Source organism: Pantoea sp. EKM101V (genome assembly GCF_011800325.1).
Taxonomy (GTDB): Bacteria; Pseudomonadota; Gammaproteobacteria; order Enterobacterales; family Enterobacteriaceae; genus Pantoea; species Pantoea anthophila.
The window spans coordinates 434,561-459,679 of sequence record NZ_JAALFP010000002.1; the positions used below are offsets into that span (position 1 = coordinate 434,561).

Sequence of the window (25,119 nt, forward strand, 5' to 3'; positions counted from 1 at the left end):
TGACTGGCTGTTTTCGGTCATGGCGATAAACTGATGTGTTGTCCGAAAACAGCCAGTCTGCCGGGAATCACCGGTGTAGGCTCCGCATATTTACCGGAGAAATACCATGCTTAATCCCGACATTGCCTATCAGGCGCTGACCTCCCGTGATACCCGTTTTGACGGCGTATTTTTTGTTGGGGTGACCTCAACCGGTATCTATTGTCGTCCGATCTGCCCGGTCAAAGCGCCGATGCAGAAGAACTGCCTCTTTTTCAGCAGCGCCGAAGCCGCCGAAAAAGCCCGCTTTCGTCCCTGCCTGCGCTGCCGGCCTGAACTGGCACCGGGCAATGCGCCGGTGGATCAGCCGCACCGCGTGGCGGAACGGCTGATTCAGCGCATCGAAGAGGGAATGCTGGAGGAGCGCGAAGGGCTGGAGGCGATAGCCACTGAGTTCGGTTTAAGCCTGCGTCAGCTGCGGCGTATCGTGCAGCAGGAGCTGGGGGTCTCACCGCTTGAGCTGAGGCAGACGCGACGGATGCTGCTGGCAAAGCAGCTGCTGACGGAGACGCAACTGCCGATTACGGAGATCGCCTATGCCAGCGGTTTTGGCAGCCTGCGCCGCTTCAATGATGTGTTTCAGGCGCGCTATCGCATGACGCCAGGCGCCCTGCGCCGGAACGAGGCGGGTGACGGGCGCACGCAGCCCGGTGACCGCGTGACGCTGCGGCTCGCCTATCGCCCGCCCTATGACTGGGCAGCGATGCTCTGGTTTTTACAGACTCACCTGATGAAAGAGGTCGAAGCGGTGGAGGATGGCACCTGGCGACGCACGGTGGCGATGGGCCGCTATCGGGGCTGGGTCAGTGTCGCGCATCTGCCGCAGAAAAATGCGCTGCAGGTGACGCTCTCCACCTCGCTGACGCCGGTTCTGCCTCTGCTGCTGCGCCGCCTGCGCGACCTGTTCGATCTTGATGCTCAGCCGCAGCGAATCGCCGCCTGTCTGTCACAGGATCCGCTGCTGGCGCCCAGCCTGATCGCCCACCCGGGCCTGCGTGTTCCGGGGGCTTTTGACGCCTTCGAGCTGGGCGTGCGCGCGATCATCGGCCAGCAGGTTACAGTCAAAGCCGCCACCACCGTCAGCAGCCGCTTTGCCGCCGCCTTTGGCGAGCCCTGTGAAACGCCGTTTGCCGACCTGACCCGCTACGCCGCGCCGCCGGCACGTATCGCGGGCCTGACGGTCGACGAGGTTGCGCCGATGGGCATTGTCAGCGCCGCGCGCTCACGCGCCATCATCGCCTTCGCTGAAGCCTGCGCCAGCGGGGATCTGCGCCTCAGTGCCGCTCAGCCGCCTGACGAGGTGATCAAAAAGCTGATCAGCCTGCCTGGCATCGGTCCCTGGACCGCCCACTACATCGCGATGCGTGCCCTGCGCTGGCCGGATGCCTTTCCCAAAGAGGATATCGCCATCCGGAATAACCTGGGCGGCATGTCATCCAGGGAAGCAGAAGCACGCTCGCAATCCTGGCGTCCCTGGCGCAGCTATGCGGTGATGCATATCTGGGAGAGCCTGGCAGTGGCGAAAGCGAAGAAAAAGGCGTAACGGCGGATACATGCCTGCTCTCCTCATAATGCAGAAGCAGCCCGCGCCAGTAGCGCGGTCAGAGAAGGAAAGCGTCCCGCACCGTAAAGTCCCTACCCTGGAAACGAAAAAAGCGCCCTGAGGGCGCTTCTTTCTTAATTGGTGGGTCGTGCAGGATTCGAACCTGCGACCAATTGATTAAAAGTCAACTGCTCTACCAACTGAGCTAACGACCCGCTGGGGGCTTACAACCGTTCAACACGCCAGGCGGCTGAAGTAAGATGGTGGGTCGTGCAGGATTCGAACCTGCGACCAATTGATTAAAAGTCAACTGCTCTACCAACTGAGCTAACGACCCATCTTAGGTTGTGAAGCAATCCTGAACTCTTCTTCGCGCGTCGCACTGATGCGCGACTGAGAGAAGATGGTGGGTCGTGCAGGATTCGAACCTGCGACCAATTGATTAAAAGTCAACTGCTCTACCAACTGAGCTAACGACCCATCTTCAGGCTTGCCAGACACTTTGCATTGTGTCCCGGCAACGGCGGCATATATTACTGATTTAGCGGGGTAGCGCAACTCTTATTTCTGCTAAATGCTTCAGTTGCTTACCTTTCATACGGCAAGACCAGAAATCACACGATATCTGGCCTGAACCGTACCGATTACAGACCTGACAGACGTTTTTGCGCCTGTTTTGCAGATTCGCTATCAGGATAAAGTTTGATCACCTGCTGGAAGACCGCTTTGGCTTTCGCCGTGTCTTTCTTCTCCTGCATGATCACACCCACCTTCAGCAACGCCTCTGCGGCTTTCGGCGACTTCGGATAGTTTTTCACCACCGTGGCGTAATAATAAGCCGCGTCGTCCTTTTTGCCTTTGTTGTAGTTCAGCTGCCCCAGCCAGTAGTTGGCGTTGGGCTGATAGGTCGAATCGGGGTAACGCTTTACCCACGCCTGAAGCGCACTGATCGCCTGATCATACTGTTTCTTTTCCAGAATCAGCGCCACAGCCGCATTGTAATCGCTGTTGGCGTCACCGGTCTGCGCAGGTGCGCTCTCCGTTGATGCCGCTGCGCCTGTGCTGGCTGCTGCACCGGTATCGGCTGCGGCATCGCCGCCCGCCGCCTGCTGGCCGCCGCTGCTGCTGGCGCTGCTCAGGCTGTCGATCTGCTGGTAGAGCTGCTTCTGGCGCTCAACCACCTGATTCAACTGATACGTATTTTGCTGGATTTGCCCACGCAGCGCGTCGATATCACGCTGATTGTCGCTCATCTGCTGCTGCAATTGCTGCATCAGCTGCGCCTGGGCATTAGAGATTCGTTCGAGAGTGGTGACACGGTCTTCGACCGAGCCGGAGCCAACGCTACTGATTGACGCTTGGGCATTAGCGGCCCAGGGGGCCGCTACGCCAATCAGTAACGACAGACTCAACAGATGACGTCTGAAGTTACTAACCATGTGATTCTCTTAGTAGACCAGTACGGCACGACGGTTTTTAGCATACGCTGCTTCGTCATGACCCAGAACGGCTGGCTTCTCTTTACCGTAAGAAACGATAGACATCTGATCAGCTGACACGCCTTTGCCCTGCAGGTACATTTTAACCGCGTTAGCACGACGTTCGCCCAGGGCGATGTTGTATTCCGGCGTACCGCGCTCATCCGCGTGACCTTCGATGGTCACTTTGTAGGATGGGTTGCTGCGCAGGAAGGAAGCGTGCTGATCCAGCATCTGTGCGTAATCAGACTGAACGTCATACTTGTCCAGACCGAAGTACACGATGTTGTTCTGCTGCAGCTGCTGCATCTGCAGACGCGCCTGCTCGTCAGAAGACATGTTGCCGCCGTTGCCGTTCATGCCAGAGTTTGCACCGTAAGCGCCATCAGCGCCCATGCCAGTCTGGTCATTGTTGTTGTTTTTGTGTGAGCTACAAGCCGCTACTGCCAGAACCGGCAGAGCCAGCATCAAACCCTTCAGCATTTTGTTCAGTTGCATTTCAAAAATCCCATTATTGTTTATTGTTTGCGATGTCTGATCGATCAGACATTACAGATACGGCGACCAGGCAGGAAATTTGACCTGTCCATCGGTTGCCGGAAGACGCGCTTTGAAACGGCCGTCGGTTGAAACCAACTGCAGCACGGAACCCATCCCCTGAGTAGAGCTATAGATTACCATTGTGCCGTTTGGTGCCAGGCTCGGCGTTTCATCCAGGAACGTGTCCGTTAACGTTTGAACGGCTCCCGTTTCCAGATCCTGTTTGGCGACGTGCTGTGATCCACCGCTGGTGCTGATCATCACCATGGATTTGCCATCGGTTGCGACATCCGCATCCTGGTTCTGACCGCCTTCCCAGGTAATACGTTGTGGCGCGCCGCCATTAATGCCTACTTTATAAATCTGAGGTGCACCCGCCTGATCCGAGGTATAAGCCAGCGTCTGGCTGTCCGGGAACCAGGTCGGTTCTGTACTGTTATAACGGCCATCGGTGACCTGACGCGTCTGACCTGAAGCCAGATCCATCACATAGAGGTTCAGGCTGCCGGTTTTAGAGAGCGCGAAAGCCAGCTTAGAGCCATCCGGTGAGAACGCAGGAGCACCGTTGTGGCGCGGGTACGAGGCGACCTGACGGATAGCCCCGTTCGACAGCGTCTGAACCACCAGCGCAGACTTGCCGCTTTCAAAGGTCACGTAAGCCACTTTGCTGCCATCCGGAGACCAGGCTGGCGACATCAGAGGCTGTGGTGAACGATGAACCACAAACTGGTTGTAACCATCGTAATCCGCTACGCGCAGCTCATACGGGAACTGGCCGCCGTTGGTCTGCACGACATAGGCGATACGGGTACGGAAAGCGCCCTTGATGCCGGTCAGCTTCTCGAAGGTTTCATCACTGGCGGTGTGACCGGCATAACGCAGCCACTGTTTGGTGACTTTATAGGTGTTCTGCGCCAGCACGGTTCCCGGTGCACCACCGGTATCGACCAGCTGGTAAGAAACCTGATAGCTGCCATCCGGGTTAGCGGCGACCTGACCGACCACAACCGCGTCGATGCCCAGGGCGCTCCAGGCAGCAGGCTGAACTTCCTGTGCGCTGCCAGGCTGCTGAGGCAGACGTGAGCGATCCAGCGGATTAAATTTGCCGCTGTTGCGCAGGTCAGCGGCCACGATGCCGCCGATATCTTCCGGCGCGGCACCTGCACCCGTCCATTTAAATGGCACAACGCCAATCGGGCGAGCAGTGTTGACACCCTGGGTAATCTCAATTCGAACTTCTGCATGCAGCATGGCTGCCCACAGCAGGATAAAAAAGCCTAACGTAACGCGAAGAGCTTGCTTCATTTTATCTCCCTTATCTGAACCTCAGTCCACGATAATTGGCACTGTTCCTGGAAACCACGAGTAGAACTTAAGTACGGCAAGCTAAACATAGATCAACTTGCCGCCCGTTACTGCATTATTGCGGTTTAAAACGCATAGGGGCGTTCTTAAACACTTCGTAGACCGCCTGGGAAGGCGGCTTCGGAATACGTGCCTGTCGGGCGGCGGTAATCGCGGCCTGACAGAGCGCGGGGTCCCCACCTTCTGACTTAACATCAATCAACAGGCCATCCGGCGCAAGTTTAATCCGCAAATCACAGGTTTTTCCGCGATACAGATCGGCATCATAGAAGCGGCTTTGAATCGCACTGACCACCTGCCCCATGTAGGAGTTGATTTCCGCGCCTGACGCACCCGCTTTCTTCTGGTTTCCCTGCCCTGCTGCGCCGCCGCCAGCGGCCCCGCTTTTCGGTGCATTTTTACCGGAAGCCAGTCCACCCAGCAGATCGTCGACATCGCTGTCGTTGGCCGCATCGGCGGCGGCTTTCGCTTTCGCGTCGGCTTTGGCCTTCGCGGCGGCATCGGCTTTCGCTTTGGCAGCCGCGTCCGCTTTGGCTTTCGCTGCCGCATCGGCTTTCGCTTTGGCCGCGGCTTCCGCTTTCTCTTTCGCCGCTTCTTTCGCCGCCTCTTTCGCGGCTTCCGCTTTGGCTTTTGCGGCTTCTGCCGCTTTCTCTTTCGCTGCCTCTGCGGCTTTTTCTTTGGCTTCTGCGGCTTTCTCTTTCGCCTCTTCAGCCGCTTTCGCTTTGGCCTCAGCGGCCGCTTTCACTTTAGCTTCCGCTGCCGCTTTGGCCTCCGCATCAGACTTTGCCTTCGCTTCGGCGACGGCTTTCTCTTTTGCCGCCGCAGCAGCAGCGGCTTTCGCCTGCTGATCAGCCTGCTTCTTTGCTTCGGCAGCAGCCTGTTTCGCCTGCTCAGCCGCGGCTTTCGCCTGGGCATCCGCCTGCGCTTTAGCTTCAGCCTTCGCTTTTGCGGCTGCCGCTTCAGCGGTTTTCTGTTGCTCAGCCGCCTGTTTAGCGGCCTGTTCGGCCGCTTTCTGCTGCTCAGCCTGCTGTTTAGCCTCTTCTTTTGCCGCTTCCTGCGCAGCTAAGCGCTCTTTTTCCAGCGCTTTCAGACGCTGCTGTTCGGCGGCCTGCTTCTCCTGCAGCTCTTCAGCCTGCTGCTGCGCCTGCTTTTTACGCTGCTGCTCAGCACGCTGGCTGTCGCTCTGCTGGTTCTGCTGACGGTTATACTGGCTGACGACGGCGCCGGGATCGACCATCACCGCATCGATATCACTGCCGCCGCCACCCGCACTGCTGGGGTCAACATGCTCATTAAACGAGCTCCATACCAGCAGCGCGATCAGCACGATATGCAGAATCACCGAAATGATTATCGCGCGCTTTAACTTCTCGTTTTGCTCGGTTGCCTTCGACACACTCGGTTCCCAAAAAACGGTTCGATTTTAAATCGGCTGCGTCATCAAACCGACAGATTTAACACCCGCCTGGTGCAGCAGGTTGAGCGCTTTAATAATTTCATCGTAAGGCACCTCTTTCGCGCCCCCGATCAAAAAGACCGTCTTAGGATTCGCTTCCAGTCGACGCTGCGCTTCGCTGATCACCTGCTCGGGCGGAAGCTGATCCATGCGATCGTGATCCACCACCAGGCTGTACTGACCCACGCCCGCCACCTCAACAATCACCGGCGGATTGTCGTCGCTGGAAACGGTTTTAGAGTCGGTCGCATCCGGCAGATCCACTTCCACGCTCTGGGTAATAATGGGTGCGGTTGCCATGAAGATCAGCAACAGCACCAGCAGGACGTCCAGCAGCGGAACGATGTTGATTTCCGACTTCAGGTCGCGGTGTTTGCGACCACGTACTCTGGCCATCATTAACCTCTGTTTACTTAGCGTTATCGCTGGAGAAAGCCTGGCGATGCAGGATGGCCGTGAACTCTTCCATAAAGTTGTCGTAGCCCTGCTCCAGTTTGTTGACGCGCTGGTTCAGGCGGTTGTACGCCATCACCGCCGGAATCGCGGCAAACAGACCGATCGCGGTCGCAATCAGTGCTTCAGCAATACCTGGCGCCACCATCTGCAGCGTCGCCTGCTTCACCGCGCCCAGCGCGATAAAGGCGTGCATGATCCCCCAGACGGTGCCGAACAGCCCGATGTAGGGGCTGATTGAACCGACGGTGCCGAGGAAAGGAATGTGGTTTTCCAGCGTTTCCAGCTCGCGGTTCAGCGAGATGCGCATCGCACGGCTGGCGCCATCAATGACCGCTTCCGGCGCATGATTATTGGCGCGATGCAGACGGGCAAACTCTTTAAAGCCGGCGTAGAAAATCTGCTCAGAACCGGCCAGTTCGTCCCGACGCTCCTGACTCTCCTGGTAGAGACGCGAAAGTTCGATACCCGACCAGAACTTGTCTTCAAACGCCTCCGCTTCTCTTCCGGCCGCATTCAGAATACGTGTGCGCTGAATAATGATGGCCCAGGAGGCAATAGAAAAGCCGATCAAAATCAACATGATAAGTTTGACCAGAAGGCTCGCCTTCAGGAACAAATCAAGAATGTTCATGTCAGTCACTGCTTGAACTCCGCGACAATAGACTTGGGAAGCGCAATCGGCTTCATCAGATGTGGGTTAATGCAGGCAATCAGGACTTCTGCCTCATTGAGCACTTTGCCTTCAGTATTCACGATACGCTGCGTGAACGTCATCGTGGCCCGTGTCATTGATGTCACTTCACTCTGGATCTCCAGAAGGTCATCAAGACGCGCCGCCGACAGGTAGTCCACCGTCATACGTCGTACCACAAAAGCGACCTGCTGCTCTAACAGCGTCTGCTGATTGAAATGGTGCTGTCGCAACATCTCGGTACGTGCTCGTTCATAAAAAGCGATATAGCTGGCGTGATAAACCACACCACCGGCATCAGTGTCTTCGTAGTAGACCCGAACCGGCCAGCGAAACAGCGTTGTACTCACTCTACATCCCGGCCTCGTTTTAAACGATGCTACTATACGCAAGAGAATTGGGGTTGGGAATGGGTCGCCAGAGCCAGGCGAAAATAATTATCGCTCCGTAACAAACGGAACGATTTCAGGGAGATTTATTGACCGTACGCTGACAAATATTCACTGACAGCGCCGGTAAGGCGGGGGCTAAACGTAAAAACGGTAAAGGGCAATCATTAACACCACTACGGCGGGTAACGGCGTAAACAGCGCCTGCCATCGGGTTTTTCGTGGCCGGAAACCCACGCCGTGGATCACCCCGCAGCAGACCGCCCAGATCAGCACCAGCGCCTGCAGCGCAGGTAACTCCCCTGCCTGATTGGCAAAGCGTGCAGGATCCCACATCACCCCGCCCGCCGTCAGCAGTGCCAGCAGCAGAGAGAGGGCCCGTAACGGGCCCTTATCCATCAGATCATACAGCATCCGAATCAGTGTTCGCATCAGTGAGACTCATCCTGCGCTTCAATGTGCTCAATCGCCAGCGCGGTGATGATACCAAAGGCACAGGCCAGCAGAGTGCCGAGAATCCAGGCAAAATACCACATGCGACATCTCCTTAATCAGTAGAGTGAGTGACTGTTGCTTTCAATATGCTCTTTGGTGATACGACCAAACATCTTCCAGTAACACCAGGTGGTGTAGGCGAGAATGATCGGCACAAAGATAACGGCGGCAATGGTCATGGTTTGCAGCGTCAGCAGGCTGGACGTGGCGTCCCACATCGTCAGGCTGGTGCCCGGCACGGTGCTGGACGGCATGATGAACGGGAACATCGCAATGCCCGCCGTCATGATGACGCAGGCCAGCGTCAGCGAGGAGAACAGGAACGCCCAGGCCCCCTTCTCCACCCGTGAGCAGAAGATGGTCAGCAGCGGCAGAAGCACACCCAGCAGCGGGAACAGCCACAGCACAGGATGCTGCTGGAAATTCACAAGCCAGGCTCCCGCTTCGCGCACCACGGTTTTACCCAGCGGGTTGGAGGCGGCGAAGTGATCCAGAGGGCTGGTCACCACATAGCCATCAATGCCATATTTCACCCAGACACCTGCCAGGATGAAGCAGACCATCATCACCAGCGCGGCAAGCTGGGCGGCGGTGCGTGAACGCAGATGCAGTTCACCAGTGGTGCGCATCTGCAGATAGGTCGCACCCTGCGCCAGAATCATCGCCACACTGACCACTCCCGCCAGCAGACCAAATGGATTCAGCAGCTGGAAGAAGTTACCGGTGTAGAACAGACGCAGATACTCGTCGGCATGGAACGGCACGCCCTGTAACAGGTTGCCAAACGCCACGCCAATCACCAGCGGCGGGACAAAACTGCCAATGAAAATGCCCCAGTCCCAGGCACCGCGCCAGCGGTTGTCTTCAATCTTTGAGCGGTAGTCGAAACCGACCGGACGGAAGAAGAGCGACGCAAGCACGAGGATCATCGCCACATAGAAGCCCGAAAAGGCGGCCGCGTAGACCATCGGCCAGGCGGCAAACAGCGCCCCTCCGGCGGTGATCAGCCAGACCTGGTTGCCGTCCCAGTGCGGGGCGATGGTGTTAATCATGATGCGGCGTTCGGTATCGGAGCGTCCCAGAATGCGTGTCAGCATACCTACGCCCATATCGAAACCATCGGCGACGGCAAAGCCGATCAGCAGCACGCCAATCAACAGCCACCAGACAAAGCGCAGAACTTCGTAATCAAACATGGTCGCTCTCCTTATCCCTGTACCGGCTGAGGGGTTGCCGTAATCTGCTCGTGGTGATAACGCCCGGTTTTCAGACTGCTCGGCCCGAGGCGGGCGAATTTGAACATCAGGTACATTTCAGCCACCAGGAACAGGGTGTAGAGGCCACAGATCAGAATCATTGAGAACAGCAGATCGCCTGTGGTCAGGGAGGAATTAGCCACCGCCGTCGGCAGAATTTCACCGATGGCCCAGGGCTGACGACCATACTCCGCGACAAACCAGCCTGATTCCACCGCAATCCACGGCAGCGGAATCCCCAGCAGTGCCGCTTTCAGCAACCCACGGTTCTTACCGATGCGATTGCGTATCACGCTCCAGAAGGAAAGCGTGATGATGGCCAGCAGCAGCACGCCGCACAGCACCATGATGCGAAACGCGAAGTAAAGTGGTGCCACACGCGGGATAGAATCCTGCGTCGCCTGCCTGATCTGCGCGTCCGTCGCATCCGCCACGTTGTCGGTATAGCGTTTCAGCAGCAGACCGTAGCCGAGATCCTGTTTGTGACTGTTAAAGGCGTCACGTACTGCCGGATCCTGGCTGCCGCTACGCAGCTCATTCAGCAGGGTGTAGGCCTTCATGCCGTTGCGGATGCGCACCTCATGCTGTGCCATCAGATCTTTCAGGCCGGTGACGGGCGTATCGGTGGATCGGGTAGCGATCAGGCCCAGCAGCCAGGGGATCTGAATCGCATAGCGGTTCTCCTGAGTCGCCTGATCCGGCAGACCAAACAGCGTAAATGAAGCCGGTGCCGGCTGGGTCTCCCACTCGGCTTCAATCGCGGCGAGTTTGGTTTTCTGCACGTCACCCATTTCATAGCCGGACTCATCGCCCAGCAGGATCACTGACAGCACCGCCGCCATACCAAAGCTGGCGGCAATGGCGAACGAGCGTTTTGCAAAGGCGAGATCACGCCCTTTCAGCATGTACCACGCGCTGATGCCGAGAATAAACATCGCACCGGTGGTATAACCCGCCGCCACGGTGTGCACGAATTTCACCTGCGCGACCGGGTTCAGCACCAGCTGCGAGAAGCTGACCATCTCCATACGCATGGTTTCGAAGTTGAATTCAGAGGCGATCGGGTTCTGCATCCAGCCATTAGCGACCAGAATCCAGAGCGCCGACATGTTCGATCCCAGCGCCACCAGCCAGGTGACCGCCATGTGCTGCACTTTACCCAGCCGATCCCAGCCAAAGAAGAACAGGCCGACAAAGGTCGATTCCAGGAAGAACGCCATCAGACCTTCAATGGCGAGCGGCGCACCGAAGATATCGCCGACGTAGTGAGAGTAATAGGACCAGTTAGTGCCGAACTGAAATTCCATCGTCAGTCCGGTGGCCACACCCAGCGCAAAGTTAATACCAAATAACTTGCCCCAGAACTTCGTCATATCTTTATAAATCTGTTTGCCGCTCAGCACATAGACCGTTTCCATAATCGCCAGCAGAAACGCCATACCCAGCGTTAGAGGGACGAACAGAAAATGGTACATCGCCGTTAAGGCAAACTGTAATCGCGACAGCTCGACGATATCTAACATAAGGACTCCTTGCTCCTCGCTTTCTCTCGCTTACGCGCGCGAATCGCGAACGTAATCGGGGTCAGGAACGACTGTTTATTGATTCCAGTTTTTTTTATTACCCGCAGACCCGGCCTGTAAGCTGCCGGGACAGGTCAGTCACGCATGCAGCAGCTCTGAATTGTCAATCCGCGCTTTCATTAACGCGTGCTTTAACAGGAGAAAAGCGGGTGTCATCCCGGGTTGAGCAGACGTTTGAAAATGTGTGTAAAAGGCTGGATTGATGCAGCGCAATTTACGCCCTTAGCGTTGCGCTTTGCCAGAGAAATAGTTGGATATAAATCGCGATTAATTGATCTGGAATAACGCAATAAGTTTCCAGATATAGTCAGGTAGGATTCTTGTTAATAAGATGTCATTACTTAAATCAGGAGTGAGAAAATAGATCACGTTTGCCATTAATTATTAACCTGGCAGGCGCCCGGACGCCATGATCATGCAGCCTCTTTCCCTTCCCGCTGACGGCCCTCTCTCCCGGGTTAATCGCAAAAAAAAAAGCCACCCGAAGGTGGCTGAGTCTCAGATGACGCTGGCTTATTTAGCCGGTAATACTGCTTTCACGGCGTCACCGATGTCCGCCAGACTGCGAACGGTCTTCACGCCTGCCGCTTCCAGCGCCGCAAACTTCTCATCAGCGGTGCCTTTACCACCGGCAATGATGGCGCCCGCATGGCCCATACGTTTGCCTTTAGGCGCCGTCACACCCGCGATGTAACCCACGACAGGCTTGGTCACGTGCTCTTTGATGAAGGCTGCCGCTTCTTCTTCTGCGCTGCCGCCGATCTCGCCGATCATCACGATCGCTTCCGTCTGCGGGTCATCCTGGAACAGTTTCAGGATGTCGATGAAGTTAGATCCCGGGATCGGGTCGCCGCCGATACCCACACAGGTCGACTGGCCGTAACCGATATCGGTGGTCTGCTTAACCGCTTCATAGGTCAGCGTACCGGAACGTGAGACGATACCCACGCGGCCCGGCTGGTGAATGTGGCCCGGCATGATGCCGATTTTGCATTCGCCTGGGGTGATGACACCCGGGCAGTTTGGACCGATCATCCGCACGCCCGCTTCATCCAGCTTCACCTTCACGGTCAGCATATCCAGCGTCGGGATACCTTCGGTGATGGTGATGATCAGTTTGATGCCCGCTTCAATCGCTTCCAGGATGCCATCTTTGCAGAACGGTGCCGGAACGTAGATCACGGTTGCCGTTGCGCCGGTCGCTTCTACCGCTTCACGCACGGTGTTGAACACCGGCAGGCCGAGGTGAGTCGTGCCGCCTTTGCCTGGCGTGACGCCGCCAACCAGTTGGGTACCGTAGGCCAGCGCCTGTTCAGAATGGAAAGTCCCCTGGCCACCGGTGAAACCCTGGCAAATGACTTTGGTGTTTTTGTCGATCAGAATGGACATTATTTACCCTCCGCGGCAGCAACAACACGCTGTGCGGCGTCTGTCAGGCTGGTTGCTGCAATGATGTTCAGACCGCTGTCCGCCAGTTTCTGGGCGCCCAGCTCGGCGTTGTTACCTTCCAGACGTACCACCACTGGCACGTTCACACCCACTTCAGCGACTGCGCCGATGATGCCGTCGGCAATCAGGTCACAGCGTACGATACCGCCGAAGATGTTAACGAAGACGGCTTTCACCGCATCGTCAGAGAGGATGATTTTGAAGGCTTCGGTTACGCGCTCTTTGGTTGCGCCGCCGCCGACATCAAGGAAGTTTGCTGGCTGGCCGCCGTGGTGCTTAACGATGTCCATGGTGCCCATCGCCAGACCTGCGCCGTTAACCATACAGCCGATGTTGCCTTCCAGCGCAACATAGTTCAGTTCCCACTGTGTCGCGTGCGCTTCACGGGGATCTTCCTGGCTTGGATCGCGCATTTCGCGCAGCTCTGGCTGGCGGAACAGGGCATTGCCATCGGCACCCAGTTTGCCATCCAGGCAGATCAGGTCGCCCTGCTTCGTGATCACCAGCGGGTTGATCTCAACCATCGCCAGATCGCGCTCCAGGAACAGTGTCGCCAGACCCATAAAGATCTTGATGAACTGGCCGACCAGCTTACCGGTCAGGCCGAGTTTGAATGCCAGCTCGCGGCCCTGGTACGGTTGCGGACCGGTCAGCGGATCCAGCGCCATTTTGTGGATCAGATGCGGGGTCTCTTCCGCTACTTTTTCGATTTCCACGCCGCCTTCGGTTGAGGCCATGAAAATCACACGACGGGTAGCACGATCCACCACCGCACCCAGGTAGAGTTCCTGGTCGATGTCGGTCGCGGCTTCAACCAGAATCTGGTTAACCGGCTGGCCGTTCGCATCTGTCTGATAGGTCACCAGGCGTTTGCCCAGCCAGTTTTCAGCAAAAGCACGGATATCTTCTTTGCTGTTAACCACTTTCACACCGCCCGCTTTACCGCGGCCACCGGCATGAACCTGACATTTAACTACCCACGGGCCTGCGCCAATTTTAGAGGCTGCTTCTTCCGCTTCACGTGGTGTAGTACAGGCGTAACCCGTTGGTGCCGGCATGCCATACCGTGCAAACAGCTGTTTCGCCTGGTATTCGTGTAAGTTCATGATGTTCTATCCATTCAGGTCTGAAAAGAGTAATGAGGTTGGGCGCACGCGAAGGTGCGCCCGGTGAAAATCAGACATCCAGCAGCAGACGTGCTGGATCTTCCAGCATCTCTTTCACTGCAACCAGATAACCCACAGATTCACGGCCATCGATCAGGCGGTGGTCGTAGGAGAGCGCCAGATACATCATTGGCAGCACCACAACCTGACCATTGACCGCCATCGGGCGATCTTTGATAGCGTGCATGCCCAGAATGGCGCTCTGCGGTGGGTTGATGATCGGCGTAGACATGAGTGAACCAAAGACGCCGCCGTTGGTGATGGTAAAGTTACCGCCGGTCAGATCCTCAACCGTCAGCTTACCGTCACGGCCTTTCACGGCCAGCTCTTTAATTTTCTTCTCGATGTCGGCCATGCTCAGCGCATCGACGTCACGCAGCACTGGCGTCACCAGACCGCGCGGCGTGGAGACCGCAATGCTGACGTCGAAGTAGTTGTGGTAAACCACATCTTCGCCATCGATAGAGGCGTTCACTTCCGGATAGCGTTTCAGCGCTTCAACGACCGCTTTCAGGTAGAAGGACATGAAGCCCAGACGGACACCGTGACGCTTCTCAAAAGCCTCACCATACTGCTTGCGCAGATCCATGATGGGCTTCATGTTGATTTCGTTGAAGGTGGTCAGCATCGCGGTGCTGTTTTTCGCTTCCAGCAGACGCTCAGCAACACGCTTACGCAGACGGGTCATCGGCACGCGTTTTTCGCTGCGATTTGCGATCGGCTGCGGCGCGGCAGCGGCTTCAGCGGCCGGTGCGGCAGCTTTGGTATCCTGCGGCTTGCTGGCAAGATGTTTTTCAACATCTTCACGGGTCAGACGTCCGCCCACACCGCTGCCTTTGATCTGCGAGGCATCCAGGTTGTGCTCAGCAATCAGACGGCGGATAGCCGGGCTGAGCGCATCGTTGCTCTCTTCTTCCAGCGACGCGGTCTGACGCTGAGCCGGAGTCGACTCTTTGCTTTCAGACTTCGCGCTGGTCTCTTTACCGGCGCTGTTGCCCTCTTTCAGGCGGCCCAGGATCTGGCGTGAAGTGACGGTGGCGCCCTCTTCTTCCAGCACGGCTTCCAGAATACCGTCAGCCGCCGCAGGCACTTCCAGCACCACTTTGTCGGTTTCGATTTCAACCAGCACTTCATCGCGAGTGACGGCATCGCCTGGTTTTTTGTGCCAGGTTGCCACTGAGGCATCGGCAACCGATTCAGGCAGGTCGGGAACGAGAATATCTACGCTACTCATTATCTTTCCTTTTAATTAATTAACGTTCAGCGCGTCATTAACCAGGTCTTGCTGCTGTTGTTGGTGTACGGACATGTAACCCACGGCCGGTGAGGCGGATGCCGGGCGGCCTGCATAACGTAAGGTCGCGCCAAACGGCACAACTTCACGGAAGTGATGCTGGCTGCAATACCAGGCGCCCTGATTCAGCGGCTCTTCCTGACACCAGACAAAATCCTGCACGTGAGAATACGCTTTTAATGCTTCCTGTACCGCCTGATGCGGGAAAGGATAGAGCTGCTCGATGCGCACGATGGCCACATCGGTCTGCTCGTTTTTACGACGCTGCTCCAGCAGGTCGTAATAGACTTTACCGGAACAGAGCACGACGCGTTTCACGCCCTGCGGATCGAGATCGTCAATTTCACCAATCGCCGGCTGGAAACTGCCGTTTGCCAGTTCATCCAGCGTTGAGATTGCCAGCGGATGACGCAGCAGTGATTTCGGTGACATCACAATCAGCGGACGACGCATACCGCGCAGCGCCTGACGACGCAGCATGTGGTAAACCTGCGCCGGGGTTGAAGGCACGCAGACCTGCATGTTCTGCTCAGCGCAGAGTTGCAGATAACGCTCCAGACGCGCAGAGGAGTGCTCCGGCCCCTGACCTTCATAGCCGTGCGGCAGCAGCATCACCAGACCACACATGCGGCCCCATTTCTGCTCACCGGAGCTGATGAACTGATCGATAACCACCTGTGCGCCGTTGGCGAAGTCACCAAACTGCGCTTCCCAGATGGTCAGGATGCGGGGTTCAGCCGTCGCGTAGCCATATTCAAAGGCCAGCACTGCCTCTTCGGACAGCACGGAGTCCCAGACTTTAAACTGGCCCTGACCACTGTGCACATGGTGCAGCGGGGTGTAGGTAGAGCCGTTCGCCTGGTTATGAATGACAGCGTGACGGTGGAAGAAGGTGCCGCGACCGGTATCTTCGCCCGACAGGCGCACCGGAATGCCTTCATCGACCAGTGTGGCGTAGGCCAGGTTCTCTGCCCCGCCCCAGTCGAAGGCTTTTTCACCTTCGGCCATCAGGCGACGATCGTTGTAGATCTTGGCGACACGCGACTGAACTTCCACCTCTTCAGGCACCTGGCTGATACGCAGCGCCAGCTCCTTCAGACGTTTCAGCTCAACCTGCGCCGGATAAGGCTCATCCCACTCATGGTTCAGGTAAGGCGACCAGGTAAAGGAGTGCAGGCTCATCGGACGCCATTCCGGCACCACACATTCGCCCGCATCCAGCGCGTCACGGTAAAGATTGACCATCTCGGTCGCATCTTCCTGCGTGGCAACGGCTTCACCTTCCAGACGGTCGGCGTAGATTTTGCGTGGCGTCGGGTGTTTTTTGATTTTCTGGTACATCAGCGGCTGGGTCGCGCTTGGCTCATCCGCCTCGTTGTGACCATGACGGCGATAGCAGACCAGATCGATAAACACATCACGCTTAAAGGTGTTGCGGTAGTCGAGTGCCAGACGGGTAACAAAGGCCACCGCTTCCGGGTCATCAGCGTTGACGTGGAAGATCGGCGCCAGCACCATTTTGCCGATGTCGGTGCAGTATGGCGTAGAGCGCGCATCTTTCGGGTTAGAGGTGGTAAAGCCCACCTGGTTGTTGATCACGATGCGAACCGTGCCACCCACTTCATAACCGCGCGCCTGAGACATGTTCAGGGTTTCCTGAACCACGCCCTGACCAATGACGGCCGCATCACCGTGAATGGTGATCGGTAAAACTTTATTGCTGGCTGGTTCATCGAGACGATCGAGACGGGCACGAACCGAGCCCATCACCACCGGGCTGACGATCTCCAGATGCGACGGGTTAAACGCCAGCGCCAGATGCACCAGGCCGCCTTCCGTTTCCACGTCAGAGGAGAAGCCCATGTGGTACTTCACATCACCGGTGCCCAGATGCTCTTTGTGCTTACCGGCGAACTCGTCGAACAGATCCTGCGGCTTTTTACCCAGCACGTTGATCAGCACGTTGAGACGGCCGCGGTGCGCCATACCCAGCACCACTTCACGGGTTCCGCTCTTACCGGCATGACGGATCATTTCGCGCAGCATCGGAATCAGCGCGTCGCCACCTTCCAGCGAGAAGCGTTTCGCACCCGGGAATTTCGCTCCCAGATATTTCTCCAGCCCTTCTGCGGCGGTCAGCTCTTTCAGGAAACCTTTTTTCTCTTCGTTGCTGAACGCTGCACGGCCCGCCACGGACTCAAGACGCTGCTGGATCCAGCGTTTCTCATCGGTGTTGTTGATGTGCATATATTCCGCACCAATCGAGCCGCAGTAAGTCTGGGTCAGCGCCTCGAAGAGATCGGCCAGCTTCATGGTCTCTTTGCCGATGGCAAAAGAGCCGACGTTAAAGCTTTCCTGAAAATCGGCCTCGGTCAGATCGTGAAAAGCGGGATCAAGATCGGCCACCCGGTCCTGTTTCCACAGGCCAAGCGGATCGAGGTTGGCGTGCTGATGACCGCGAAAACGGAACGCGTTAATCAGCTGCAACACTTTCACTTGCTTGGAGTTGGTTTCCGGATCGGAGAGAGATGAGGTGTAACGAGATGCGTCTTTCGCCAGGCGACGGAAGTACTCACGTGTGGTGGAGTGAAACTGCTCAGGTTTCATTCCGGTGCCCGGTAACTGCTGGAACATCGAGCGCCACACTGCATCGACAGAGTCAGGATCGGTCAGGAAATCCTCATAGAGCTGCTCTATGTAAGACTGATTCGCGCCGGCCAGCCAGGAAGAGTCCAGCCAGGGTTTCATCGCGCTGTTCTGCATTGTGATCCCTTAAGCATTGCTATGCTTTTTTGAGGTTTCATTTGTTGCCGCTTTCGCGGTTTGCCGTAGTGAGTTCAGCGATACGAGCACTCTGCGCAGCGCGCGTGGCCCGTAAGGGAACCTTTGTAAACGTGGTCATCACCGCGCTTACAGAGGCTTCCGTAAAACACCGGGAACCTGAGGTTCCCGGCAAGTACACATCATGCACCGCGCTGCAGCAGCATCGACTTGATATGGCCGATGGCGCGCGTCGGGTTGAGCCCTTTCGGGCATACGCTCACACAGTTCATAATGCTGTGACAGCGGAATACGCTGAAAGCATCATTCAGATTGTCGAGGCGCGACTCGGTTTCGGTGTCGCGGCTGTCAATCAGGAAGCGGTATGCGGCCAGCAGACCGGCTGGACCAATGAACTTCTCCGGATTCCACCAGAATGACGGGCAGGAGGTTGAGCAGCAGGCACAGAGAATACATTCGTACAGGCCATCCAGATGTTCACGCTCATCCGGTGACTGCAGATGTTCACGTGCTGGCGGATTTTCCCCATTATTCAACAGGAAAGGCTTAATTTTCTCATATTGTGCATAAAACTGGCTCATGTCTACTACCAGGTCACGCACGACCGGTAAGCCCGGCAGCGGACGGATAACAATTTTCTGTTTTCCGTTGCCCAGTGCCGATACCGGCGTGATGCAGGCCAGACCGTTTTTACCGTTCATGTTGAGGCCGTCAGAGCCGCAGACACCTTCACGGCAGGAGCGACGGAACGCCAGGGTCGGATCTTTCTCTTTCAGGCGGATCAGCGCATCCAGCAGCATCATGTCACGACCATCTTCCGATTCCAGCGTGTAATCCTGCATACGCGGTTTGTCGTCGACGTCTGGATTGTAGCGATAAATTGAAAACTCGAGTCTCATCGTCGTCTCCGGAATTAGTAGGTACGCACTTTCGGCGGGAAGGCCGCGCGCAGTTTCGGCTGCATGTTCACCTCACGGCGCGTCATGCTTTCGGTTTCCGGGACATAAAGACTGTGGCACAGCCAGTTTTCATCATCACGATCCGGGAAGTCGAAGCGACTGTGCGCACCGCGGCTCTCGGTGCGGTAGTTAGCCGCGACCGCCGTGGCAAAGGCCGTCTCCATCAGGTTATCCAGCTCCAGGCACTCAATACGCTGGGTGTTGAAATCGGGTGAGCGGTCATCCAGACGCGCTGACTTCAGGCGCTGGCGAATCTCTTTCAGCTCTTCCAGACCCTGCGCCATCGCATCACCTTCACGGAAGACCGAGAAGTTGTTCTGCATGCAGCGTTGCAGCGCTTTGCGAATCTCAACCGGGTCTTCACCGGTGGTGTTGTTTTCCCAGCGGTTGAAACGCTCCATCGCCACGGCGATTTCATCTTCGGTCGCATCACGCAGGTCGCCCTGCTCCTGGATGCTCTCCAGCAGATGCAGACCCGCCGCGCGGCCAAAGACCACCAGGTCCAGCAGGGAGTTACCACCCAGACGGTTGGCTCCGTGCACCGAAACACAGGCGATTTCGCCGACGGCGAACAGGCCAGGAATCACCACATCTTCGCCCTGCTCGTTCACGCGCAGCGCCTGACCGGTTACTTTGGTCGGAATGCCGCCCATCATGTAGTGGCAGGTCGGGATAACCGGGATAGGCTCTTTGATCGGATCGGCGTGGGCAAAGGTGCGCGACAGCTCCAGGATACCCGGCAGACGCGATTCCAGTACCTCTTTACCCAGATGATCGAGTTTCAGTTTGATGTGCGGGCCCCACGGACCGTCACAGCCGCGACCTTCACGGATTTCAATCATCATCGAACGCGCAACCACGTCGCGGCCCGCCAGGTCTTTGGCGTTTGGCGCATAACGCTCCATGAAGCGTTCGCCATGTTTGTTCAGCAGGTAGCCACCTTCACCACGGCAGCCTTCCGTGACCAGCACACCCGCACCCGCGATGCCAGTTGGGTGGAACTGCCACATCTCCATATCCTGCACCGGCACGCCTGCGCGCAGCGCCATACCGACACCGTCACCGGTGTTGATGTGGGCGTTGGTGGTGGACTGATAGATACGGCCTGCACCGCCGGTCGCCAGAATGGTCGCCTTCGCTTTGAAGTAGACGGTTTCGCCGGTTTCGATGCAGATAGCGGTACAACCCACTACCGCGCCATCGGCGTTTTTCACCAGATCCAGCGCGTACCACTCCGAGAAGATGGTGGTTTTGTTTTTCAGGTTCTGCTGATAGAGCGTATGCAGCAGGGCGTGACCGGTACGGTCAGCGGCCGCCGCCGTACGTGCTGCCTGCTCGCCGCCGAAGTTTTTCGACTGACCACCAAACGGACGCTGATAAACACGGCCATCTTCCAGACGGGAGAATGGCAGGCCCATATGCTCCAGCTCCAGAATCGCTTCCGGGCCGGTTTTGCACATATATTCAATCGCGTCCTGGTCACCGATATAGTCGGAACCTTTGACGGTGTCATACATATGCCATTCCCAGTTATCTTCGTGGGTATTACCCAGCGCAACGGTGATACCGCCCTGTGCAGATACCGTGTGGGAACGGGTCGGGAAAACTTTGGATAACAGGGCACAGCTCTGGCCGCCCTGGGAGATTTGCAGTGCGGCGCGCATTCCTGCGCCACCTGCGCCGATCACCACGGCATCAAATTCTCTGATTGGCAAACTCATTTACACACCCCACACCACAACAAAGCCATAAATCGCATACCACAACAGCGCCACGACAATCACAAACTGCAGCAACAAACGGGTTGGCAGCGATTTAACGTAGTCTGTTAACACCTGCCACATCCCGATCCAGCCGTGGATCAGAATGGAGAAGAGCGTCAGCAGCGTGAACACTTTGGTGAAGGCGGAGGCGAAGAAGCCACGCCACAGGTCATACGTCAGCGTGTCTGTCATCACCACGAAACCGAGGATGTAGACGATGTAGAGCGTAATGAGAATTGCAGTTGCGCGCAGCAGCAGCCAGTCCTGAATGCCGTTGCGACCCAATGCGGATGCATTGCTTACCATACGAGGACTCCCGCCAGAATTGCCAGCACGACAGTGATCACAAAAGTTATATGTGCTGAGCGCTTACCGACCTGCAGCGTTTCAGCCAGATAACCAAAATCCATCAACATATGACGAATCCCGCTCACCGCGTGATAGGCCAGCGCCGTTAAGATGCCCCACATGATGAACTTCGCGAAGAAGCCATCCATAATGGACGCAGCGTGCTGGAAACCTTCAGGAGAGGAGAGAGAGAGACCGAGTAGCCACAGCAGGATGCCAATGGCAACCAGGGTGATTACGCCGGAGACGCGGTGAAGAATGGATGATATTGCAGTAACGGGAAACCGGATCGTCGAGAGATCCAAGTTGACAGGTCTTTGTTTTTTCACGGTTTTGCCCACACAGCTCTTTTTTATTTTGCTTCCTCCGGACCTGAGGCGGAGTCTAATCACAACGCGTGGCAGACTTTAACCGTCACCAAACAAGCAACATCCAGTGTTAATTGACGCGGTAGTAAACGCTGGGTGGCTCCTGGTGTCAGGGTGTTCCGGAGACCTGCCTGGAGTATAGGAGGATCACATTCTGATTACAATTCCCCTACAAACTCTTTGGTATATTTTAGGTAGAACAGTGATCATACTCACGATTTTCACAATTGATACAATTTTAATTATCTGATTTGACAATAGTTCAACAATTCAGTTACAAACTAAGCCTGTAAATTCCTATGATGCACAAAAGTTATGGGGATACACTTTCCCCTAAGCGCAAGTTATGTAACATTGCGATAATGAGCATTAAAAAGCATCAGGTTATTGGTTACCAAGAAGTTATGTCCTGACCGGATCTTTAACAACCGCGATATGCAGCATGTCCATGGCTCACAGGTTCCCGCTGGGAACGCGCCGCTCACTCTGTACCCTGCACCGGCCTGATCGCCGCAGAGTGATACTGTGTTGTTTTGCCAACCGCAACATGAACGCGTTTCAGGTGTCTAAAGATCCTTACCTACATAAGGCGCTATGGAGACGAAAATGACAGATAAAAAAGTAACGCTAACCCTGCAAGATGGAACATCTATTGAACTGGACGTGCTGAAAGGCTCGCTGGGCCAGGATGTGGTTGATGTCCGCTCTCTGGGTGCAAGTGGCCTGTTCACCTTCGATCCCGGTTTCACTTCTACAGCGTCCTGCGAATCGCAAATCACCTTTATTGATGGTGACGAAGGTATCCTGCTGCACCGTGGTTTCCCTATTTCTGAGCTGGCGACCCACTCTAACTATCTGGAAGTGTGCTACATCCTGCTGAATGGCGAAGCGCCGGATCAGAAGCAGTTTGATGAGTTCCGCACCACCGTTACCCGTCATACGATGATTCATGAGCAGATTACCCGTCTGTTCCACGGCTTCCGTCGTGACTCGCATCCGATGGCGGTGATGTGCGGTGTGACCGGTGCACTGGCGGCGTTTTACCATGATTCGCTGGATGTAAACATTGAGCGCCACCGCGAAATCGCAGCATTCCGTCTGCTCTCCAAGATGCCGACCATGGCAGCGATGTGTTATAAATATTCCATCGGCCAGCCATTTGTTTATCCGCGCAACGACCTCTCCTATGCCGGTAACTTCCTGCATATGATGTTCGCTACGCCATGCGAAGAGTACAAAGTTAACCCGGTGCTGGAACGCGCCATGGACCGTATTCTGATTCTGCATGCTGACCATGAGCAGAACGCCTCTACCTCAACAGTGCGTACCGCCGGTTCAAGTGGTGCGAACCCGTTTGCCTGTATCGCCGCCGGGATCGCCTCCCTGTGGGGACCGGCGCACGGCGGTGCAAACGAAGCGACACTGCGTATGCTGGAAGAGATCAGCAGCGTTGAGCACATTCCTGAGTTCGTTAAACGTGCCAAGGATAAGAATGACTCCTTCCGCTTGATGGGCTTTGGTCATCGCGTTTACAAAAACTACGATCCACGCGCGACCGTGATGCGTGATACCTGCCATGAAGTCCTGAATGAGCTGGGTATGAAAGATGACCTGCTGGAAGTGGCGATGGAGCTGGAACACATCGCGCTGAACGACCCGTACTTCATCGAGCGTAAGCTCTATCCTAACGTCGACTTCTACTCCGGTATTATTCTGAAAGCGATGGGGATTCCTTCCTCCATGTTTACGGTGATCTTCGCGATGGCCCGTACCGTTGGCTGGATTGCACACTGGAAAGAGATGCACGATGAAGGCATGAAGATTGCCCGTCCGCGTCAGCTCTACACCGGTTACACTGAGCGTGAATTCAGCTCTAAGCTGGAGAAGTAAGTTCGTGATGGCGGGGAGCGATCCCCGCCTGGCGACGTGATTCTGATCTGGCGCGGCGAGCGGTTATGCCGCGCCTGCATAGCAAACCTTTCCTCTGCGAACCCCTTCTTTCCCTCTGTAATTCCCTTCACATGCCTGATGAAATGAGGTCTGCACAGTCACTGCTGCTGCGGGACCGAGCCTGCTCAGGGAACAGGGTCAGATCGGAAAGTCGCTCAGGCCATCCATGGCCGCTCGGCCCGCGCCTTCCCTGGCGCGGGACGCTTTCCTCCTCTGACCCTGTTCCCTGCGCTTTTGACCTGTTTGCCGCGGCCGGACTCAACCTGCTTTTGCTTATGATGGCGCCGCAGGAATCCCTCTCTCTACCTCTGGCAGCCCGGACACCAGTAAAAAGGCCGCGATGAGAGCGTGCCCTTCTCTATGGTTGTGCCACAGCGCCGGCACGTCTTGCCCTGCCGGTGAAACACCTCAAACTGAAAGGCCGCTTCCTCATGATATTTCTTCATGGTTCCGCGCATCCGGTAGGCGTGACGCGGTACCGACAGCAGTGCTTCGCTGAATGCAGTCAGCTGATCGTCGCTCAGCTCCTGAGCCTTATGGTGAGGCAGCAGCTGTGCCAGCCAGAGGATTTCAGCGCGCAGGTAGTTGCCCAGCCCAGCCAGAAACGCCTGATCCAGCAGCAGACCGCTGAACTGGCGTCGCCGGAAGCGGGGTGAGAGCAACCGTTCCCTGACCTCATCCACCGTCATACCGCTACTCAGCACATCCGGTCCGATACGATTCAGGAACGGGTGGGCCGCCAGCGTATCCGCGTTGAGCAGTTCAATGTCGGAGGCGCTGTAGAGCAGAATCGCTTTACCCGCCGTCGCCAGCCGCACCCGCAGCTGACGTGTAGTGTTAAGTTCGGTGTCGGGTTTGACGATGCGCCAGACGCCGTAGAGCTGGTTGTGGCTGTAGAGCGTCAGGCCATTGCTGAAGTGCGTCAGCAACGCCTTTCCGCGCGTCTCAATCGCCTGCACCTGCTCGCCAATCAGGGCCGGTTCGTAGGTTTTCAGCTGAGGAAATGCAAACCACGCCTCTGTCAGCGGCTGCCCCACAATCGCGACTTCAAGTTTATCCGCCACACGGCGGATTTCCGGTCCTTCAGGCATCCTTCATCCTCTTAATGGGTGGCTCCGCCCACCTGTTTTATGTCGTCGCCGGTTTCCAGCGTCACCTGCACTGCAATTTCCAGCGCCCTGATAATCGTTGCGACCGCCATGCTCGGCACACCGGGATGCTGCGCCGCCTGCTCGGGCAGATAAGGGATATGGATAAAACCACCCCGCGCCGGGCGCTCCTGCTGCGCCAGCCAGTGCAGCAGGCCATACATCACCCGGTTGCAGGTAAAGGTGCCAGCGGTTTGTGAAACCGACGCGGGAATGCCCGCTTCGCGCACGGCCGCAACGATCGCTTTGATCGGCAGACGGGAAAAATAGGCTGCCGGGCCGCCCGCGACCACGGGCTCATCCACCGGCTGATGACCGGCGTTGTCCGGGATACGGGCGTCATCCACATTAATGCCGATGCGTTCAACACTAATATCGCTGCGGCCCCCCGCCTGCCCCACGGACAGAATGAGATCCGGTTTAACCTCATCCAGTGCCTGATAGAGCACCGTCAGCACATCGCGGAAGACGACAGGTAACTGGCGGATAACGATGATGGCGTCACCGATCTGTTTACCCTCCAGTGCGCGGACCGCTTCCCATGACGGGTTAATCGTTTCACCGCCAAAGGGTTCAAAGGCGGTCATCAGAACAGTTTTCAT

General features: G+C 56.5%; 23 protein-coding genes and 3 tRNA genes. 2 read left to right on the forward strand and 24 right to left on the reverse strand.

Translation table 11 applies throughout. From position 1 onward, the window contains the following. Positions 1-106 precede the first annotated feature (106 nt). Positions 107-1,582 carry an AlkA N-terminal domain-containing protein gene (locus HFD92_RS05915; protein WP_009091384.1) on the forward strand — a complete coding sequence of 492 codons (1,476 nt, stop codon included), beginning with the start codon at positions 107-109 and terminating at the stop codon, positions 1,580-1,582. Between the two features lie 139 nt (positions 1,583-1,721). On the opposite strand, the gene HFD92_RS05920 is transcribed toward HFD92_RS05915, so the two are convergent. From HFD92_RS05920 to sdhC, 22 genes are all read right to left on the reverse strand, one after another. After that, positions 1,722-1,797: transfer RNA gene (locus HFD92_RS05920), tRNA-Lys, on the reverse strand. A gap of 46 nt (positions 1,798-1,843) precedes the next feature. Beyond that, positions 1,844-1,919 (reverse strand) — tRNA-Lys (locus HFD92_RS05925). Between the two features lie 67 nt (positions 1,920-1,986). Continuing rightward, positions 1,987-2,062 (reverse strand) — tRNA-Lys (locus tag HFD92_RS05930). 164 nt (positions 2,063-2,226) lie between these two features. Then, positions 2,227-3,021, reverse strand: coding sequence for a cell division protein CpoB (gene cpoB, locus HFD92_RS05935; protein WP_009091386.1), 795 nt, complete (start codon positions 3,019-3,021; stop codon positions 2,227-2,229). Between the two features lie 9 nt (positions 3,022-3,030). Next, positions 3,031-3,558 carry a peptidoglycan-associated lipoprotein Pal gene (gene pal / locus HFD92_RS05940; RefSeq protein WP_009091388.1) on the reverse strand — a complete coding sequence of 176 codons (528 nt, stop codon included), beginning with the start codon at positions 3,556-3,558 and terminating at the stop codon, positions 3,031-3,033. A 51-nt stretch (positions 3,559-3,609) separates the two neighbouring features. Next, positions 3,610-4,905, reverse strand: coding sequence for a Tol-Pal system beta propeller repeat protein TolB (gene tolB / locus HFD92_RS05945; RefSeq protein WP_046101431.1), 1,296 nt, complete (start codon positions 4,903-4,905; stop codon positions 3,610-3,612). Positions 4,906-5,020: 115 nt separating this feature from the next. Beyond that, positions 5,021-6,361, reverse strand: coding sequence for a cell envelope integrity protein TolA (tolA, locus tag HFD92_RS05950; RefSeq protein ID WP_009091391.1), 1,341 nt, complete (start codon positions 6,359-6,361; stop codon positions 5,021-5,023). A 27-nt stretch (positions 6,362-6,388) separates the two neighbouring features. After that, positions 6,389-6,817, reverse strand: a complete 429-nt coding sequence (gene tolR / locus HFD92_RS05955; protein ID WP_009091394.1) for a colicin uptake protein TolR — start codon at positions 6,815-6,817, stop codon at positions 6,389-6,391. A 13-nt stretch (positions 6,818-6,830) separates the two neighbouring features. Beyond that, positions 6,831-7,517, reverse strand: a complete 687-nt coding sequence (gene tolQ / locus HFD92_RS05960) for a Tol-Pal system protein TolQ (RefSeq protein ID WP_009091396.1) — start codon at positions 7,515-7,517, stop codon at positions 6,831-6,833. Further along, on the reverse strand, positions 7,514-7,918 hold the full coding sequence (ybgC, locus tag HFD92_RS05965; protein WP_009091398.1) for a tol-pal system-associated acyl-CoA thioesterase: 405 nt from the start codon (positions 7,916-7,918) through the stop codon (positions 7,514-7,516). Before ybgC ends, tolQ begins: the two co-directional genes overlap by 4 nt. A 177-nt stretch (positions 7,919-8,095) precedes the next feature. Continuing rightward, complete coding sequence (gene ybgE / locus HFD92_RS05970) at positions 8,096-8,389, reverse strand: cyd operon protein YbgE (protein ID WP_111207730.1); 294 nt, start codon at positions 8,387-8,389, stop codon at positions 8,096-8,098. After that, positions 8,389-8,493, reverse strand: a complete 105-nt coding sequence (gene cydX, locus HFD92_RS05975; protein WP_009091402.1) for a cytochrome bd-I oxidase subunit CydX — start codon at positions 8,491-8,493, stop codon at positions 8,389-8,391. The genes ybgE and cydX overlap by 1 nt, the downstream gene beginning before the upstream one ends. 15 nt (positions 8,494-8,508) lie before the next feature. Continuing rightward, positions 8,509-9,648 carry a cytochrome d ubiquinol oxidase subunit II gene (cydB, locus tag HFD92_RS05980; RefSeq protein WP_046101429.1) on the reverse strand — a complete coding sequence of 380 codons (1,140 nt, stop codon included), beginning with the start codon at positions 9,646-9,648 and terminating at the stop codon, positions 8,509-8,511. Between the two features lie 11 nt (positions 9,649-9,659). Beyond that, positions 9,660-11,231, reverse strand: coding sequence for a cytochrome ubiquinol oxidase subunit I (gene cydA, locus HFD92_RS05985; RefSeq protein ID WP_058956301.1), 1,572 nt, complete (start codon positions 11,229-11,231; stop codon positions 9,660-9,662). A 573-nt stretch (positions 11,232-11,804) separates the two neighbouring features. Then, positions 11,805-12,680, reverse strand: coding sequence for a succinate--CoA ligase subunit alpha (gene sucD, locus HFD92_RS05990; protein WP_009091407.1), 876 nt, complete (start codon positions 12,678-12,680; stop codon positions 11,805-11,807). Beyond that, positions 12,680-13,846: an ADP-forming succinate--CoA ligase subunit beta gene (gene sucC / locus HFD92_RS05995; RefSeq protein WP_167428490.1), complete on the reverse strand. Its 1,167-nt coding sequence runs from the start codon at positions 13,844-13,846 to the stop codon at positions 12,680-12,682. Before sucC ends, sucD begins: the two co-directional genes overlap by 1 nt. Positions 13,847-13,916: 70 nt before the next feature. Further along, on the reverse strand, positions 13,917-15,140 hold the full coding sequence (odhB, locus tag HFD92_RS06000) for a 2-oxoglutarate dehydrogenase complex dihydrolipoyllysine-residue succinyltransferase (RefSeq protein WP_009091410.1): 1,224 nt from the start codon (positions 15,138-15,140) through the stop codon (positions 13,917-13,919). A gap of 15 nt (positions 15,141-15,155) precedes the next feature. Further along, entirely contained in the window at positions 15,156-17,963 is a 2,808-nt protein-coding gene (sucA, locus tag HFD92_RS06005) for a 2-oxoglutarate dehydrogenase E1 component (protein WP_009091412.1), read from the reverse strand. Between the two features lie 200 nt (positions 17,964-18,163). Then, a complete protein-coding gene (locus tag HFD92_RS06010; RefSeq protein ID WP_009091413.1) occupies positions 18,164-18,880 on the reverse strand; it encodes a succinate dehydrogenase iron-sulfur subunit in 717 nt (238 codons plus the stop codon). A 14-nt stretch (positions 18,881-18,894) separates the two neighbouring features. Then, the gene (sdhA, locus tag HFD92_RS06015) at positions 18,895-20,661 is read right to left on the reverse strand and encodes a succinate dehydrogenase flavoprotein subunit (protein WP_009091415.1); all 1,767 of its coding nucleotides are present in this window, start codon (positions 20,659-20,661) and stop codon (positions 18,895-18,897) included. Next, positions 20,662-21,009, reverse strand: a complete 348-nt coding sequence (gene sdhD / locus HFD92_RS06020; RefSeq protein WP_009091417.1) for a succinate dehydrogenase membrane anchor subunit — start codon at positions 21,007-21,009, stop codon at positions 20,662-20,664. Next, on the reverse strand, positions 21,003-21,392 hold the full coding sequence (gene sdhC / locus HFD92_RS06025) for a succinate dehydrogenase cytochrome b556 subunit (RefSeq protein WP_009091418.1): 390 nt from the start codon (positions 21,390-21,392) through the stop codon (positions 21,003-21,005). Before sdhC ends, sdhD begins: the two co-directional genes overlap by 7 nt. 633 nt (positions 21,393-22,025) lie before the next feature. Between sdhC and HFD92_RS06030 the strand changes: the two genes are divergently transcribed. Next, positions 22,026-23,309, forward strand: a complete 1,284-nt coding sequence (locus HFD92_RS06030; protein ID WP_009091420.1) for a citrate synthase — start codon at positions 22,026-22,028, stop codon at positions 23,307-23,309. A 362-nt stretch (positions 23,310-23,671) separates the two neighbouring features. Here the strand turns inward: HFD92_RS06030 and nei are convergent, their stop codons facing one another. Together nei and pcp are read right to left on the reverse strand one after the other, a co-directional pair. Continuing rightward, on the reverse strand, positions 23,672-24,460 hold the full coding sequence (gene nei / locus HFD92_RS06035; RefSeq protein ID WP_167428491.1) for an endonuclease VIII: 789 nt from the start codon (positions 24,458-24,460) through the stop codon (positions 23,672-23,674). Between the two features lie 11 nt (positions 24,461-24,471). Then, positions 24,472-25,119 carry a pyroglutamyl-peptidase I gene (pcp, locus tag HFD92_RS06040; protein ID WP_167428492.1) on the reverse strand — a complete coding sequence of 216 codons (648 nt, stop codon included), beginning with the start codon at positions 25,117-25,119 and terminating at the stop codon, positions 24,472-24,474.